General features: G+C 68.2%; 11 protein-coding genes and 1 pseudogene. 5 read left to right on the forward strand and 7 right to left on the reverse strand.

Annotated features, from left to right (window positions below; translation table 11 throughout):
• Positions 1–165: 165 nt before the first annotated feature.
• Complete coding sequence (gene speB, locus ABY44_RS33730; protein WP_060084234.1) at positions 166–1,134, forward strand: agmatinase; 969 nt, start codon at positions 166–168, stop codon at positions 1,132–1,134.
• 238 nt (positions 1,135–1,372) lie between these two features.
• Here the strand turns inward: speB and ABY44_RS33735 are convergent, their stop codons facing one another.
• Positions 1,373–2,671, reverse strand: coding sequence for a citrate synthase family protein (locus ABY44_RS33735; RefSeq protein WP_060173477.1), 1,299 nt, complete (start codon positions 2,669–2,671; stop codon positions 1,373–1,375).
• Positions 2,672–2,774: 103 nt separating this feature from the next.
• Here ABY44_RS33735 and ABY44_RS33740 point away from each other — a divergent pair, with 103 nt between their 5' ends.
• The gene (locus ABY44_RS33740) at positions 2,775–4,208 is read left to right on the forward strand and encodes a CoA transferase (RefSeq protein ID WP_431643380.1); all 1,434 of its coding nucleotides are present in this window, start codon (positions 2,775–2,777) and stop codon (positions 4,206–4,208) included.
• Between the two features lie 279 nt (positions 4,209–4,487).
• Here the strand turns inward: ABY44_RS33740 and ABY44_RS33745 are convergent, their stop codons facing one another.
• The 4 genes from ABY44_RS33745 to ABY44_RS33760 form a co-directional block, all read right to left on the reverse strand.
• Positions 4,488–5,468: a sulfonate ABC transporter substrate-binding protein gene (locus tag ABY44_RS33745; protein WP_048022540.1), complete on the reverse strand. Its 981-nt coding sequence runs from the start codon at positions 5,466–5,468 to the stop codon at positions 4,488–4,490.
• Positions 5,469–5,591: 123 nt separating this feature from the next.
• On the reverse strand, positions 5,592–6,428 hold the full coding sequence (locus ABY44_RS33750; RefSeq protein ID WP_021156869.1) for a MerR family transcriptional regulator: 837 nt from the start codon (positions 6,426–6,428) through the stop codon (positions 5,592–5,594).
• An 86-nt stretch (positions 6,429–6,514) separates the two neighbouring features.
• Entirely contained in the window at positions 6,515–7,060 is a 546-nt protein-coding gene (locus ABY44_RS33755; RefSeq protein ID WP_060173475.1) for a GNAT family N-acetyltransferase, read from the reverse strand.
• Positions 7,061–7,194: 134 nt separating this feature from the next.
• Positions 7,195–8,214: an AraC family transcriptional regulator gene (locus ABY44_RS33760; RefSeq protein ID WP_060173474.1), complete on the reverse strand. Its 1,020-nt coding sequence runs from the start codon at positions 8,212–8,214 to the stop codon at positions 7,195–7,197.
• Between the two features lie 424 nt (positions 8,215–8,638).
• Here ABY44_RS33760 and ABY44_RS33765 point away from each other — a divergent pair.
• A pseudogene (locus ABY44_RS33765) lies at positions 8,639–10,004 on the forward strand (MFS transporter).
• Positions 10,005–10,123: 119 nt separating this feature from the next.
• The gene (locus ABY44_RS33770) at positions 10,124–11,209 is read left to right on the forward strand and encodes a porin (RefSeq protein ID WP_060173472.1); all 1,086 of its coding nucleotides are present in this window, start codon (positions 10,124–10,126) and stop codon (positions 11,207–11,209) included.
• A gap of 13 nt (positions 11,210–11,222) precedes the next feature.
• Here ABY44_RS33770 and ABY44_RS33775 read toward each other — a convergent pair whose 3' ends face one another.
• Positions 11,223–12,095 (reverse strand): LysR family transcriptional regulator, encoded by an 873-nt coding sequence (locus ABY44_RS33775; RefSeq protein ID WP_060173471.1) that lies wholly within the window; start codon positions 12,093–12,095, stop codon positions 11,223–11,225.
• 131 nt (positions 12,096–12,226) lie between these two features.
• Here ABY44_RS33775 and ABY44_RS33780 point away from each other — a divergent pair, with 131 nt between their 5' ends.
• On the forward strand, positions 12,227–13,225 hold the full coding sequence (locus tag ABY44_RS33780) for a quinone oxidoreductase family protein (RefSeq protein ID WP_060173527.1): 999 nt from the start codon (positions 12,227–12,229) through the stop codon (positions 13,223–13,225).
• Positions 13,226–13,283: 58 nt separating this feature from the next.
• Here ABY44_RS33780 and ABY44_RS33785 read toward each other — a convergent pair whose 3' ends face one another.
• Positions 13,284–14,798, reverse strand: a complete 1,515-nt coding sequence (locus ABY44_RS33785; RefSeq protein WP_060173470.1) for an MDR family MFS transporter — start codon at positions 14,796–14,798, stop codon at positions 13,284–13,286.
• Positions 14,799–14,901 lie beyond the last annotated feature (103 nt).

Raw genomic sequence — 14,901 nt, forward strand, 5'->3', positions numbered from 1 at the left:
CAATTCGGCTTGTTATGATCGCCGCGGTATTGACGTTGTCGTTGTTCCGCCCGGCCGCGTGACAGGATGCGCAAGCCGGTGCGTGCCCGATGAATCCATGCCGTGCCCGCTCCGCGCGCCGATGCAACGCGGCGCGGGCCGGCCCCCACGAAAAATGGTCCGACCATGACCGAACTTCTCCATGGCGACGGCGCGATCCGTCGCACGACGCCGTACGGCTCGTCGATCGAAAACACCTATGCGGGCGTGCTGTCGTTCATGCGCCGCAACTATTCGCGCACGCTCGACGGAGTCGACGTCGCGATCTCCGGCGTGCCGCTCGACCTCGCGACGACCTATCGCTCCGGCGCGCGGCTCGGCCCGGCCGCGATTCGCGCGGCGAGCGTGCAGCTCGCGGAGCTTCACCCGTATCCGTGGGGTTTCAACCCGTTCGACGATCTCGCGGCCGTCGACTACGGCGACTGCTGGTTCGACGCGCACAACCCGCTGTCGATCAAGCCCGCGATCGTCGAGCATGCGCGCACGATCCTGCGCTCGGGCGCGAAGATGCTGACGCTCGGCGGCGACCACTACATCACGTATCCGCTGCTGGTCGCGCACGCGGAGCGCTACGGCAAGCCGCTGTCGCTGATCCATTTCGACGCGCACTGCGATACGTGGGCCGACGACGATCCGGACAGCCTCAATCACGGGACGATGTTCTACAAGGCCGTGAAGGAAGGGCTGATCGATCCCGCGACGTCGGTGCAGGTCGGCATCCGCACGTGGAACGACGATTTCCTCGGGATCGAGCGGCTCGATGCCGCGTGGGTGCACGACCACGGTGCGCGCGCGGCGGTCGAGCGGATCGTCGACATCGTCGGCGCGCGGCCCGCGTACCTGACATTCGACATCGATTGCCTCGATCCGGCGTTCGCGCCCGGCACCGGCACGCCGGTCGCGGGCGGGCTGTCGTCGGCACAGGCCCTCGCGATCGTGCGCGCGCTCGGCGCGATCGACCTGGTCGGTGCGGATGTGGTCGAGGTGGCACCTGCGTACGACCACGCGGACATCACGGCGATCGCGGCCGCGCATGTTGCGTGTGACTTGCTGTGTCTGTGGCGGCAGAAGAAGGTGGCGGGGGCGCTGAAGTAAGCAGGCGTGCCGGGTGCGCGCGTGCCGACGGCGCGCGCACGTTGTCGGCTCGATGCGCGGTGTGCCGATTGCCGTTTGCATCCGGTGGATTCGGCAAAGGGCCATCGGGGAATTCCGTGGAAGGTCCTTGCCGATCCGTTGGCGACATCCGCGAAACGTCAGCGGGTGGCTGCCTCCGTCCGCCGGCGAGGCATTCGCGTATCACCGATGTTGCGTGCCCGCGGCATCGAGCAAAAAGCTATCGATTCCTGAAGAAAGCGGAAAGCATGTCGTCTGCCGGAGCAGCACGGTGCGGCGTCGCTCGCTGCTTTCCCGATCGTCCGCGGGATCGTGCGCGATCCGGCTCGACACCGGTGCCAACCGGCCATGTTCCTGTATAAACCGCACGTGGCCGAATGAGATCGGATTGCGCGCGCTGCTCGAGCCCGTGCGCGATCCAGCCGATCGAGCGGCCCAGTGCGAACAGGCCGAATGCGGCACCGACGGGAAGCCGCAAATGTCTGCGCAGTGCCACCAGCGCGAGATCCACGGAGGGCTTATGGCCGGTGAGCGCGCTCCCTGCATCGAGCATCCTGTTCCACTGAGGGCGGCGCGGCAGGATCCGCGACAACAGATACGTCGCGCGCACGTCGCCGTCGGGGTAGAGCGAATGCCCGAAGCCCGGCAAGCCGTCACCCCGGGCGAGACGCTCGCTCATTTTCCGTTCGACATCCTTATTGCCGATTTCATCCCACAGTGCTTCGCCGCGCGCCGTGGTGGCGCCGTGACGTTCGCCCGACAGGCCGGCCAGGCCGCCGACCACGACGGCCCGCAGGCTCGCGTTCGTCGACGCAATGCACCGGCCCGTGAAGCTCGACGCGTTCAGTTCGTGATCCGCGCACAGCACGAGCGCCGCCCTGATCAGCTCGGCGCCCGCGGGCCCGACACCCCACGCCCGCGCGCATTGCACGTGGACGGGGGCCGTATCGATCCGGGTGCGCAGCAGGCATGCCGCCAGAATCCGCACGAGATCGCCGCAGCCCTGTGCGTGACGATCGGACGATTGCTGCCAGATCGCCGTCGGCGCGTCCTCGCTCGCGACGGTGAAGAGCGGCAACAGTGCCTGCTCGGCACGTTGGTCGCCGTAGTGCCTGAAGAGCGTTCGCAGCACCGCGGGCGTAGCGGGGACGTGGCGGCCGAAAGCGGTCTGCTCGTCGTTTCGCCATAGCAGCGCCGCGACTTCCTCGAGGCTCGCACGGCTCGCGAGATCGAGCGCATCCGTGCCGCGATAGAAGAGCCGGCCGCCGTCGATCAACGTGATGCTCGATTCGAGCACCGGGGCGCCCCAGTTCAGCGCGGCCTTTGCCACTTCCTTCGGCTTGCGGCCGCGCGCGCGTTGATCCGCGAGCCGGTCGACGTCGGCCGCGAGGTAGCGGCTTTCACGGTGGCTGCCGCCAGGTTCCGCGCGAAGCAGGCCGCGGCTGACGTACGCATAGAGCGTTTGCCGCGAGACGCCGAGCCTTGCCGCGGCGTCGGTCGAATTCAGGTAGTTCGACATCGTGCGCAGAGTGAATCGTTCGACAGGTTGATCAGGATAATCAACGTTGACAGCAAATGCGAGCGAGACGATCTTTGCGTCACCAAATTCATGCGAGACGAACATGCGTGTCGATCAAATATCGCGGGAACGGGCCGCGGCCGACGAGGATCGGGTGTCGCACCATCTGCGGACGTTCTGGCTGGCGGCCGGCGGCTCTCCGGCGTTTCTCGAATCGTGCAGCTTCAGCGGCGCGGGAGAACTCGTCTCCGCGTTTCGCGTAACCGACATGGCCGCGGCGGCAATCGGGGCGGCGGGGACGTCCGTCGCCGAATTGCTGCATGCGTCGGCGGGAACGTTGCCGGCGGTACAGGTCGACCGGCGCATGGCGTCGCTGTGGTTCGGCACGTCGTTGCGTCCGCAGGGCTGGACGATGCCGCCTCAATGGGATCCGGTGGCCGGCAACTATCGGGCGCGCGATCGCTGGATCAGGTTGCACACCAACGCGCCGCATCATCGACTGGCCGCGTTGTCGGTACTCGGCTGTGCCGCCGATGCGGAATCGGTCGCGCAGGCGGTGAATCGCTGGGATGCCGGTGCGCTCGAGGCGGCGATCGTCGAACGTGGCGGGTGTGCCGCGGCGATGTACTCGGCGCAGGAGTGGGCCGGGCATCCGCAGGGGCAGGCGGTCGCAACCGAACCGTTGCTGCACGTTCATCCCGCGACGGATGCCGTCGCGCATGCGTGGCGGCCTTCGAGCGACCGGCCGTTGCGCGGCATTCGCGTGCTCGACCTGACGCGCATTCTCGCCGGCCCCGTGGCAACACGATTTCTCGCGGGCCTGGGTGCCGAGGTGCTGCGCATCGATCCGTACGGCTGGGAAGAACCGGGTACGGTGCCCGAAGTCGTTCTCGGCAAGCGCTGTGCGCGGCTGAACCTGAAGGATGCCGCGGATCTCGATACGCTCAGGCAGTTGCTGCGCCGCGCGGATATCGTCGTGCACGGTTACCGGTCGGATGCGCTGGCGCGCCTCGGGCACGATGCCGCGCAACGGCGCGAACTGAATCCCGCGCTCATCGACGTGTCGCTCGACGCGTATGGCTGGACCGGCGCGTGGCGTTGCCGGCGCGGCTTCGACAGCCTCGTTCAGATGAGCACGGGAATCGCCGAGGCGGGCATGCGCGTGACGGGCAGCGATGAACCGGTGAACCTGCCGGTCCAGGCGATCGACCATGCGACGGGCTACCTGATGGCGACGGCCGCCATCCGCGGGCTGACCACGCGAATGACGCAGGGTGTCGGTACCGAGGTCCGCGCCTCGCTGGCGCGCACGGCGGCCGTCTTGCGGTTGCGCCCGGAGCCGATGAGCGAGGTGGTCGAACTGGTAGCCGACGATCAGCGGGATCGGGCGGACCACGTCGAGCTCACATCGTGGGGGCCGGCATTGCGGCTTCGCCCGCCATTGCAGATCGACGATGCGCCGCTGCGATGGTTTTATCCGGCACGTGCACTGGGTGCATATGAACCCGGGTGGTTGTCTTCGAACGACGATCTTTGAGGAAGCGCGTTTCCCGGTCTTCGGCGCCGTACGCCCGGAAGGTCAACGTGACGCGAAGAAGTCGGGGGCGATGAACGGCCGGACGGTTGCCGACACCATCGGCCGGCACGTGACCACGTAGAGCAACCAGGTCAATGGAGGCGCGAAGCGGGGACGTTGGCGAAGCGGGCAGTTGCTCGCCGCCCAAATTCCGCAACGTCGGGCAATGCAGAAAAGGCCGGCGGGCAGCATGCCCGTCGGCCTTTTTCGTATGGACGCTGTGCGAAGCGTGGGTTCGCGTTACTTCGCGGCGAGCGCGGATGCGATGCTCTTGTCGCTCCACGCGTTGTCGGCCACGCTCAGCTTCTGCGGAATCAGCTTCGCCGCGTAGAACGCATCGGCGACTCCTTGCTGGGCCGCGACGATCCGGTCGTCGATCGGCACCGCGCCAAACGGGACACGCTTGATCCACGTCTCGACGAGCGGTTGCGGCAGGCCGACTTTCGGCGCGATCAGCGCGGCGGTGTCGGCCGGATGCGCGTTGACCCACAGGCCCGTCTCGCGCGCCTGCTTCAGGATCGCGCCGACCACGTCGGGATGCTGCTGCGCGAAGTCCCGCGTCGCTTCATAGAAGTTGTTGGTCGCCGCGAGGCCCGTGTAGTCGGACAGCGTGCGTACCTTCAGCGTGTTTTGCGCGGCCGCGTAGTACGGATCCCAGACGACCCACGCATCGACGTTGCCGCTTTCGAATGCGGCGCGCGCGTCGGCCGGCGCAAGGTACACGGGGTGGATTTCGTCGTAGCGCACGCCGGCCTTCTGCAAGGCTTCGAGCAGCAGGTAGTTCGCGCTCGAGCCCTTCTGCAGCGCGATTTTCTTGCCGCGGAGGCCCGTAACCGAACGGATCGGCGAATCGGCCTTCACGAGCACGGCTTCGTTGTGCGGCGCCGGCGGTTCCGCGCCGACGTAGACGAAGTGCACGCCGGCCGCTTGCGCGAACACGGGCGGCGGCGCGCCCGTATAGCCGAAGTCGATGCTGTTCGCGTTCAGTGCTTCGAGCAGTTGCGGCCCGGCCGGGAATTCGAACCACTGGACGCCATAACCGAGCGGCTTGAGCCGCGCTTCGAGCGAACCTTGTGCCTTGACGACCGACAGCAGGCCGGCCTTCTGGTAGCCGATGCGCACGACCTTGTCGGCGCTACCTTGCGCGAAGGCCGATGCCGCGGACAGCGTGACGAGCGTGACGGCGGCGGTGCGGGCGATCCAGCGGGTGAAACGAATCATCGAACGGACTCCATGCAAAACGTCTTCGGGCGAGCGGCTGTGCCGCTCGGTTGGAAGAATCGTCGCATGGGCGGTCGCGCCCGCAAACGAAGCATTGCCGATATGAATATGACGGCGGCGCGCCTATGCTTCGTCGTCGTGTTCCGATGCCGGCGTGCCGGACTGCCGCGCGGCCTCGTCGCTGAGCTTTTTGTCGAGGATCGTCGCGACGCGGCCGCCGAGATAGGCGCTCGCGGCGGTTTCCAGCGCGCGGTTCGTCTCGCCTTCGACGAACACGGCCGCGAGCGGGCGCAGGCGCCAGATCGCGTCGACCAGCTCGGGCACGTCGGTGGCGGGCGGCAGCGTGCCGGCATCGTAGCGGTCGAGCCGCTTCACGACGAGATCGACGAGCAGCCGAGCGATCGCGTCGAAATGCGGCCGCGCGAGGCTGATCACGTCGAGCAACTCGCGCGGCGGGATGCCTTCCTTCGTCATCGCGGCCGCCGCTTCGAGCAGCGCGGGGCTCTTCGCGACGAACGACAGGCCGCGCCGTTCGAGCAGGCCGAGTTCGGTGACGCGTGACAGCTGCGTGGTCGCCTGCGGGCCGAACATCTGCGCGAGCGCGGCGAGCGAATAGGTTTTCGGCAGTTCGTGCGACCAGCGGCCGCCGATCGCGTTTTCGAGGCCGAGGATCGAGCGCAGGTCGTGGCCTTCGTCGATCGCCTTGATCAGGTCCTGGATGTTCGACAGCGTGTAGCCGCGCGCGAGCAGGTGGTTGATCAGCTTCAGGCGCGCGACGTGCGTGTCGTCGTAAATGCCGACGCGGCCGCGCTTTTCCGGCGGCGCGAGCAAGCCGCGATCCTGGTACGCGCGGACATTGCGCACGGTCGTGTCGGACACGCGCGCAAGCTCGTCGACCGTGTACTCGTTGCGGGAGTCCGGCGCGGCCTCGTCGGGTGTGGAATGAGTCTGTTTTGACATGCGGCCATTCTAGCGCGACGTGGCGCGCCAGGGTCCGTTCGCGCGCATGAAGGGCCGGCGCGAGCCGGTCATTCGCATGACTGGACCTATGGCGAGACGGGGAGCGTGTTCGCGCCGTCGCCGAGCGGGCGCTGCAGCAGCGCCGTATCGATCCAGCGGCCGTGCTTGAAACCGGCCGCCTTCAGCATGCCGGCCGGCTCGAAGCCGAACGCGCGATGCAGCGACGTCGAGCCGCCGGTGCCGCCATCGGCGATCACCGCGATCATCTGCCGCCACGGGCCGGCCTCGCAGCGTTCGATCAGCGCCGCGAGCAGCGCGCGGCCGATCCCGCGCCCGCGCTGCGCATCGTCGATGTAGATCGAATCCTCGATCGTGAAGCGGTACGCGCTGCGCGTGCGGTAAGGCGTCGCGTATGCGTAGCCGGCCACGCGGCCGTCGCATTCGGCGACGAGGTACGGCAGCCCGTGGCCCAGGACCGCGTCGCGGCGCGCGCGCAGTTCGGCGACGTCGGGCGGCGTTTCCTCGAAGGAGGCGACGCTGTGGTGCACGTGGTGCGAATAGATCGCGTGGATCGCGTCGAGATCGGCTTCGGTCGCGTCGCGGACGACGCAGGCGGCTGGCGAGATGGACATGGCGACGGAGCGACAGGGTGGGGTACGGGAAAACCACTACTATGCGGGCGATTGCCCGGCGCGTAAAGCGGTGGCCGCGGCGATGGCGAGCGGCGGCGACTGCGGCGGTAACCGCGCGTCCGGCGCCGCGGGGTTCAGTTCGTCGGCCGCTTCTTCTGCGTGTCGCGCGGCAACTCGTCGAAGCGGGCGAAGTAGTAGGCGGAAAAGCGGCCGAGGTGCCCGAAGCCGAACGTCAGCGCCGTATCGGTGATGCTGGCGGCCGGGTCGGTCAGCAACTGCACGCGCGCGGCGTCCAGCCGGATGTTGCGCAGCAGCTCCATCGGGGTCGCGCCGTGATAGCGGCGACACAGCACGTTCAGCGTCCGCAGGCTGACACCGGCCGCGCGGGCGAGATCCTCGAGCGAGATCGGCGCGCAGAGCCGCGCGTGGATGAATTCGTGCAGCGCATCCATCTGTCGGATGTCGCCGCGCGATCCGGCTTGCGCGGGTGCGCCGCGCGCTTGCAGCGCCGGGCCGGCTTGCACGGCGGCGGGCGACGGCGGGCAATGCACGAGCAGGAACAGCGCGAGGCTTTGTTCGAAGTGGTCGCGCCATTCGGCCCGTATGCCGCCGCCGTCGGCAACGGCGAGCACGTTGAGCAGCGACTGCGCGATCAGATCCCACTGCGACGCAAGCGCCGTCGGCAACAGGAAGCCCGGTGCGAGGCCGGGCGCCGCGTCGTCGGGCCGGCGGCCGCAGACTGCGCGCATCAGCGAATCGGGCACCTTGACGATCAGCTGCCGGGTGCCGGTTCGCCAGCGCAGGCGCACGCGCGACGTCGGTGCCAGCACGGCGGTGCGCCCTTCGGACACGCCCATCACGTGCCCGTCGCACTCGATTTCGGCGCCGCCCGCGAGGGACGTGTGGACGAGCGAAAAGCCGTCGAACGGGCGCGGGGCGACTTCGACTTCGGCGCCGTACTGCAGCGCGTAGACGCTCAGATGATTCAGTTGCCCCTTGAACAGCGCTGCGTCGGGTACGCCCTGCTTCCAGCGCAGCGCATGCTCGGCCAGTTCCAGCGAGACCTGCTCGTGCGCATCCGTGCGCAGGCCGGATCGGAACACGCAATTCCGATACAGCGCGGACAATGCGTCCGCATTCGGGGTGAGGGGCATGGGGCGTCTCCTGCGTGGCGTTTTTCGTGCAGCACATCGGCTGGCCGCGGATGTGCGTCGTGCCACATCGGTTTCTCTTGTGAGCGAGATATCCTGAAACGATGATATTGATCTTTGTCAGGCTTGTCGAAAGTTTCGCAAGAATCGGATAGTCCCGTCCCCGCCGGGGAGAAATCCGGATAGCGCGCGGCGTGCGGCACGAGAAAAACGAACCGGATTCGCGAGCGGCCTGCAAATTCCGGATAGTGGAAATCATTGTGGCTTCCTACACTGCGCCGGCAGCCGGACGAACAGCGGCGCATTTCATGTCAATGATTCGTACAACTACTAAGTTGATGGGCCGATCGATCGTACTAGGTCGAACTCGCGTAATGCGACGGCTACCGCCGGGCCCGGGTCCCCTCTGGAAAAGGAAGGAAGCTCCATGCGTCAAATCAACCTGCAGGCGCTCTCGGACGATGCGCGGCTGGGCAAGCTGCACGGCGTCGTGCTGTTCTGGTGCGCGCTGATCATCGTGTTCGACGGTTACGACCTGGCAGTGGCCGGCATCGCGCTGCCGGCGATCATGAACGAGATGGGCGTCAACCCCGCGCAGGCCGGCTTCATGGTCAGCTCGGCGCTGTTCGGCATGATGTTCGGCAACATCGTGTTCGGGACCGTCGCCGAGCGGATCGGGCGCCGCCGGGCCATCGCGGCCTGCCTGACGTTGTTCAGCGTCTTTACCGCGGCGGCCGGGCTGGCGCCGACGCCCGTGCTGTTCGGTGTCGCGCGCTTCCTCGCCGGCATCGGCATCGGCGGCGTCATGCCGAACGTGATCGCCCACATGACCGAATACGCGCCGCGCCGCGTGCGCAATACGCTGGTGACGCTGATGTTCAGCGGCTATTCCGTCGGCGGCATGCTGGCGGCGGTCATGGGCAAGGGGATGATCGACGCCCATGGATGGCAATCGGTGTTCGTCGCCGCGGGCGCGCCGGTGCTGCTCGTTCCGCTGCTCATGAAATGGATGCCGGAATCGCTGCCGTTCCTGATCCGGCACGGCAGGACGGACGAACTCGCACGCATCGCGCAGCGGCTCGATCCCGCCTATCGGCCGCAACCGGGCGACTGCTATGTCGTTCCGCGCGCCGACCACACGGGCAACGCGCCGGTCCGGCAGCTGTTCGACGACGGCCGCGGGTTCAGCACGGTCATGTTCTGGATCGCGTGCTTCATGTGCCTGTTCATGGTGTACGCGCTCAGTTCGTGGTTGACGCGGCTGATGGCGGGCGCCGGCTACCAGCCTCGGCTCGGCGTTGACGTTCGTGCTGGTGCTGAACGCCGGCGCGATGGCCGGCGCGATCGGCGGAGGCTGGCTGGCCGACCGCCTGCCGATCAAGACGGTGCTCGTGTCGATGTACCTCCTTGCCGCCGTGTCGATCACGCTGCTCGGCTACCCGATGCCGACCGCGCTGCTGTTCGTGCTGGTCGGCCTCGCGGGTGCGTCGACGATCGGCACGCAGATCGTCAACTGCGCGTACGCGGGGCAGTTCTATCCGATGGCGATCCGTTCGACCGGCATCGGCTGGACGTTGGGTGTGGGCCGCAGCGGCGCGATCCTGGCGCCGATCGTCATTGGCGTGCTGGTGGGCATCGATTTGCCGCTGGCACAGAACTTCATGGCGATCGGGCTGCCCGCGCTGGTGGCGGCCGTCGCGGTCGGCTTGATCGATCAGCGGCGCTCCGCGTCGCGCCACGGCCCGGCGGTTTCGGCCGCCGAACGGCACGTGTCGTCCGCCGGGCAGTCCTGAACGGTTTATCCGCGGCGCCGGCGCGCGGCCGCCGGCCGATCGCGCACGGCGACGCCGCGGCCCGCATCCTGTGAAGGGGACAGTCAGTCATGCATCTCGATTCAAGAGCGTCGAAGGCGATGCTGAGATGGAGTGTGTTCGCGTCGTCGCTGACCGCGACGACGGGCACCGTACAGGCGCAGGGCAGTGTGACGCTGTACGGCATCGTCGATACCGGCATTTCGTACTACAACCATGCGGCGCAGGGCGGATCGGCGGTAGGTATGCCGCATCTGACCGGCGAATTGCCGTCGCGGTGGGGCGTGAAGGGTATCGAAGACCTGGGGGGCGGCAACCGGGCGTTTTTCGTGCTGGAGAACGGCTTTCAGCCAGGCACCGGTCGGCTCAACTACGGCGGGCGACTGTTCGGCCGGCAGGCGAACGTGGGACTGAGCAGCGCATACGGAACGCTCACGCTCGGCAGGCAAATGAACATGACGGCCCATGCGCTGGCCAACGCCGACGTGATCGGGCCGTCCGTTCATTCGCCGAGCAACTTCGACGCCTATCTGCCGAATGCGCGCAGCGACAACGCGATCGGTTACCTGGGCAAGTTCCGCGGGCTCACGATCGGCGGCACCTACAGCTTCGGCCGCGATGCCGCCGGGCCAGCCGGGCCTTCCGCGACCGGCTGCGCGGGGCAGGTGCCGGGCAATCCGCTCGCGTGCCGGCAATATACGGCGCTGGTCGCTTACGACGCGGCGCGCTTTGGCGTCGCGGTGTCCTACGACGTGAAGCGCGGCGGGGCGGGCGCATCGGCGCCGCTCGACAGCAGCGCCCATACGAGCACGCACGGCGTCGTCGGCGGCTACGCGATGATGGGGCGCGCGAAGCTCGGTGCGGGATGGATCAGGAACAACGTCGCGGCGGCCGGCCATTTGCAGACCGATATTGTCTTCGCGGGCGTTGCCTATGCGCTGACGCCTGCGGTCACGTTCGATGCACAAGGCACGCGCTATCTGCAACGCGGGCCCGCGAGCAATGCGAACGCGACGTTGCTGGCCGGGCGCGCCAACCATCAGCTGTCCAAGCGGACGCGCGTCTATACGTCGGTCGGCTACATGCTGAACAGCGCGAGCGCAGGCAAGGCGGTCGCCGCCGGCGGCACGGTCGAAACGGGGCAGAGCCAACTGGGGATCATGGCCGGGCTACAGCAGCGGTTCTGACGAGGCCGGGGCATCAGAGCCGCCCATCCGCCGCGCGAACCGCCTCGGCGATCGCATCCGCAACACGCTGTACGCGCGGCGAGCGGCGCACGTCCGGATGGACGACGAGCCAGATTTCGCGCTCGATATCGCAACGCGGCGCGGCGGTCAGTTCGACGAGCGGCGCACCGGCTTGCGCGGCCGGATCGTCGACGAGAAAGCGCGGCAGCAGCGCGACGCCGGCGCCCGCCGCGCACGCGCGATGCTGCGCGGCGAGGTCGTTCGCGATGAACGCGAAACGGCGCCCGGCCGCGAAACGCTCGAGCCACTGCTGCTGCGGCGTTTGCGCGAGCGCGTCGTCGTAGCCGACGAACGTCCAGGTGTCGGGCGGCGCGCTCGCCCATTCCGGCGACGCGCACAGCGCGAAGCGCATCGTGCCGAGCCGGCGCGCCGCGAGCCCCGGCTCGGTCGGCCGCGACAGCCGCACCGCGAGATCGGCTTCGCGCGCGTACAGGTTCGCCGCGTGCATCTCGCCCATCAGGTCGATCCGCAGCGCCGGCCATGCGCGCTGCGCGCGGGCCAGGCGCGGCGCGAGGAAATGGCTGGCGAACACCGGTGACGCCGATACGCGCACCACGCCGTCGAGTGCAGCCGCACCTTGGGCGGCGCGCGCGAACGTATGCGCGTCCGCTTCGAGGCGTGCGGCGTGCTCGGCAAGATGCAGCCCTTCGTCGGTGGGCGGCCAGCCGCGCGGCAGCCGGTCGAACAGCCGGATGCCGAGCGCGGATTCCAGCGCGTCGATGCGGCGCGCGACCGTCGAATGCTGAACCTGCAGCGTCCGCGCGGCCGCCGACAGGCTGCCGCCGCGCATCACCGCGAGGAAGTAGCGGATGTCGTCCCAGCTCATCGGTAGCGCGGCCGCGGGTGTGGATGCTTGATCGGTCGAATTTTGCACAGTAGATGGGCGATCAACGGGAATTCCGATCGATTATGCACGATGGGATGATCGTGTCACTTCATTCGATTGTGAGGAACGTCATGACCCAAACCACGACCGCCATCCGGATCGGGATCGACCGCTACGGCGACGCCGGCGTGCTGCGCCGCGTCGATGCACCCGTCGCGCCGCCCGATGCCGGCGAGGTACGGATTCGCCAGACCGCGATCGGCGTGAATTTCGTCGACATCTATTTCAGGACGGGCGCGCATGCGTTGCCCGCGCTGCCGGACGCACTCGGCGTCGAGGCGGCGGGTGTGATCGATGCGGTCGGGCCGGGCGTGACGGATCTCGTCCCCGGCCAGCGCGTCGCGTATGCGGGCATGCCGACCGGCAGCTATGCGAGCCTGCGCACGATGCCGGCCGAGCGCGTGGTGCCGATCCCCGACGGCTTGAGCGATGACGCAGCGGCCGCCGGGCTGCTGAAAGGGATCACCGTTTACATGCTGATGCATCGCGTCCGGCAGGTCGGCGCGGGCGACACGGTACTCGTGCACGCTGCCGCCGGCGGTGTAGGACTGCTGGCGACGCAATGGGCGCGTGCGCTCGGCGCGCGGGTGATCGGCACGATCGGGTCGGCCGCGAAGGCCGCGCTCGTGCGCACGCATGGCGCCGAGGCGGTCGTCGATTATCGCGAGGAGGATTTCGTCGCGGCGGCGCGCGCGTTCGGCGGGGGCACCGGGGTCGATTACGCGATCGACGGGATCGGCGGCGACGTGCTGACGCGCACGCTCGGTGCGGTCCGTCCGTTCGGGATGGTCGCGAGTATCGGGCAGGTGGCCGCGATCGGCGCGCGGCACACGTTCGATCTCGACGAACTGGGGCCGGCGCGCTCGATCGCGCTGGCGCGGCCGAGCGTGCTCGGCTTCATCGCGCGCGACGTCGACGGTTATCGGGAGGCTGCGCGCGCGACGCTCGAACGGCTGGCGAGCGGGATGCACGTGGAGATCGGCGCGCGGCTGCCGCTCGAGCAGGCGGCCGACGCGCACCGGCTGCTGGAGTCGCGTGCGACGACGGGCGGGGTCGTGCTGGTGCCGTAACGGCGGGTGGCGGCGAATCGCGAGGCGGCCGGCGGCTGCATCGCGGTTCACCGGCAAGTCAGTTGTGCTTGCGCAACGGCGCATCCTCGACGAACCACGCGAGCACGAACGCGATCGCGATGACCGTCGCCGCCGCGAGATAGACGACGTGCAGCGAACCGGCGAACGCATGCAGGTACGCGTCGCGCACGGCATCCGGCAACTGGTGCACGGCGGCCGGGCCGAGCGCGGGCGGCAGCTCCGTGCCGGCCGGCAGCGCAGCCGTCACCCGCGACTGCAGCCCGTGCGAGAACAGCGCGCCGAACGCCGCGACGCCGAGCGAGCCGCCGATCGAGCGGAACAGCGTCGCCCCCGACGTCGCGACGCCCATGTGCCGGAATTCGACCGTGTTCTGCACGGCGAGCGTGAGCACGGGCATCACCATGCCGAGCCCGATCCCGAGCAGCGCCATGTACGCATACATCGTGTGCAGCGGCGTATCGAGCGTCAGTGTGGACAGCAGCGCCATCGCGATGCCGCCGGTCAGTGTGCCCAGGATCGGAAACATCCGGTATGAGCCGAGCCGCGAGATCAGCCGGCCGCTGACGATCGACGTCACGAGCATCCCGCCCATCATCGGCAACAGCTGCATCCCGGCCTGCGACGGTGTCGAACCCTTCACGACCTGCAGGTAAAGCGGAATGAACGTGACCGAGCCGAACAGCGCGATGCCGACGACGAAGCCGATCAGGCTGACCAGCACGAAGGTGCGATGGCGGAACAGTTCGAGCGGCATGATCGGCTCGGCCGCGAGCCGTTCTTCGTAAATGAAGCCGCCGATCGCGACGACGCCGAGCACGAGCGTCATCCACAGCTGCGGCGACGTCCACGGCAGCAGCGAGCCGCCTTCGCTCGTGAACAGGATCACGCAGGTGAGGGCGGTGGCGAGGAACGCGGCGCCCATGTAGTCGATCCGGTGCTTCACGTGCGCGGTGTGCGGCCGGAACGCGACGCCGATCACCGCGAGCGCGAGAAAGCCGAGCGGCAGGTTGATCGTGAAGATCCAGCGCCACGACAGGTGCTCGACCAGGAAGCCGCCGAGCAGCGGGCCGACGATCGTCGCGAGGCCGTACACGCCGCCGAACATCCCCTGATAGCGCGCGCGGCGATCGGGCGGCACCAGATCGCCGATCGCGGCCATCGTCACGACCATCAGGCCACCGCCGCCGAGCCCCTGCAGCGCACGCAGCACGATCAGCTGCGTCATGTCCTGCGCGACGCCGCACAGCGCAGAGCCGGCGAGGAACAGCACGATCGCGGCCTGCAGCACGATCTTGCGGCCGTACAGGTCGCCGAGCTTGCCGTACAACGGCAGCACGACGGTGGACGACAGCAGGTACGCGGTAACGACCCACGACAACTGGTCGAGCCCGCCGAGCTCGCCGACGATCGTCGGCAGCGCGGTCGACACGATCGTCTGGTCGAGCGCGGACAACAGCATGACGAGCAGCAGCGCGGCGACGATCAGCCCGGTCGGCGCGTCACGGCGGGCCGTTTCGGCGGCCGGCGGAGTGAGGAGGGTGTCGGTAGTCATCGATATATCTGCCATGGCAGGGAATTGGCTCGAACTATAGCGATTGATAGTTGACCAGTCAATTTCTGCCTGGGCTTGATTTGTTGCAACAGTAACAGTAGAT

It is taken from the genome of Burkholderia sp. ZZQ-2 (assembly GCF_050768715.1).
Lineage (GTDB): Bacteria > Pseudomonadota > Gammaproteobacteria > Burkholderiales > Burkholderiaceae > Burkholderia > Burkholderia cepacia.

Bases quoted from the DNA above. Each gene is read 5' to 3' on its own strand.
- ABY44_RS33785 (WP_060173470.1), bottom strand. From the start codon at position 14,798: ATGACTACCGACACCCTCCTCACTCCGCCGGCCGCCGAAACGGCCCGC.
- ABY44_RS33735 (WP_060173477.1), bottom strand. From the start codon at position 2,671: ATGTCGAACTACCTGAATTCGACCGACGCCGCGGCAAGGCTCGGCGTC.
- ABY44_RS33780 (WP_060173527.1), top strand. From the start codon at position 12,227: ATGACCCAAACCACGACCGCCATCCGGATCGGGATCGACCGCTACGGC.
- ABY44_RS33755 (WP_060173475.1), bottom strand. From the start codon at position 7,060: ATGTCCATCTCGCCAGCCGCCTGCGTCGTCCGCGACGCGACCGAAGCC.
- ABY44_RS33775 (WP_060173471.1), bottom strand. From the start codon at position 12,095: ATGAGCTGGGACGACATCCGCTACTTCCTCGCGGTGATGCGCGGCGGC.
- ABY44_RS33740 (WP_431643380.1), top strand. From the start codon at position 2,775: ATGCGTGTCGATCAAATATCGCGGGAACGGGCCGCGGCCGACGAGGAT.
- ABY44_RS33745 (WP_048022540.1), bottom strand. From the start codon at position 5,468: ATGATTCGTTTCACCCGCTGGATCGCCCGCACCGCCGCCGTCACGCTC.
- ABY44_RS33750 (WP_021156869.1), bottom strand. From the start codon at position 6,428: ATGTCAAAACAGACTCATTCCACACCCGACGAGGCCGCGCCGGACTCC.
- ABY44_RS33770 (WP_060173472.1), top strand. From the start codon at position 10,124: ATGCTGAGATGGAGTGTGTTCGCGTCGTCGCTGACCGCGACGACGGGC.
- ABY44_RS33760 (WP_060173474.1), bottom strand. From the start codon at position 8,214: ATGCCCCTCACCCCGAATGCGGACGCATTGTCCGCGCTGTATCGGAAT.
- speB (WP_060084234.1), top strand. From the start codon at position 166: ATGACCGAACTTCTCCATGGCGACGGCGCGATCCGTCGCACGACGCCG.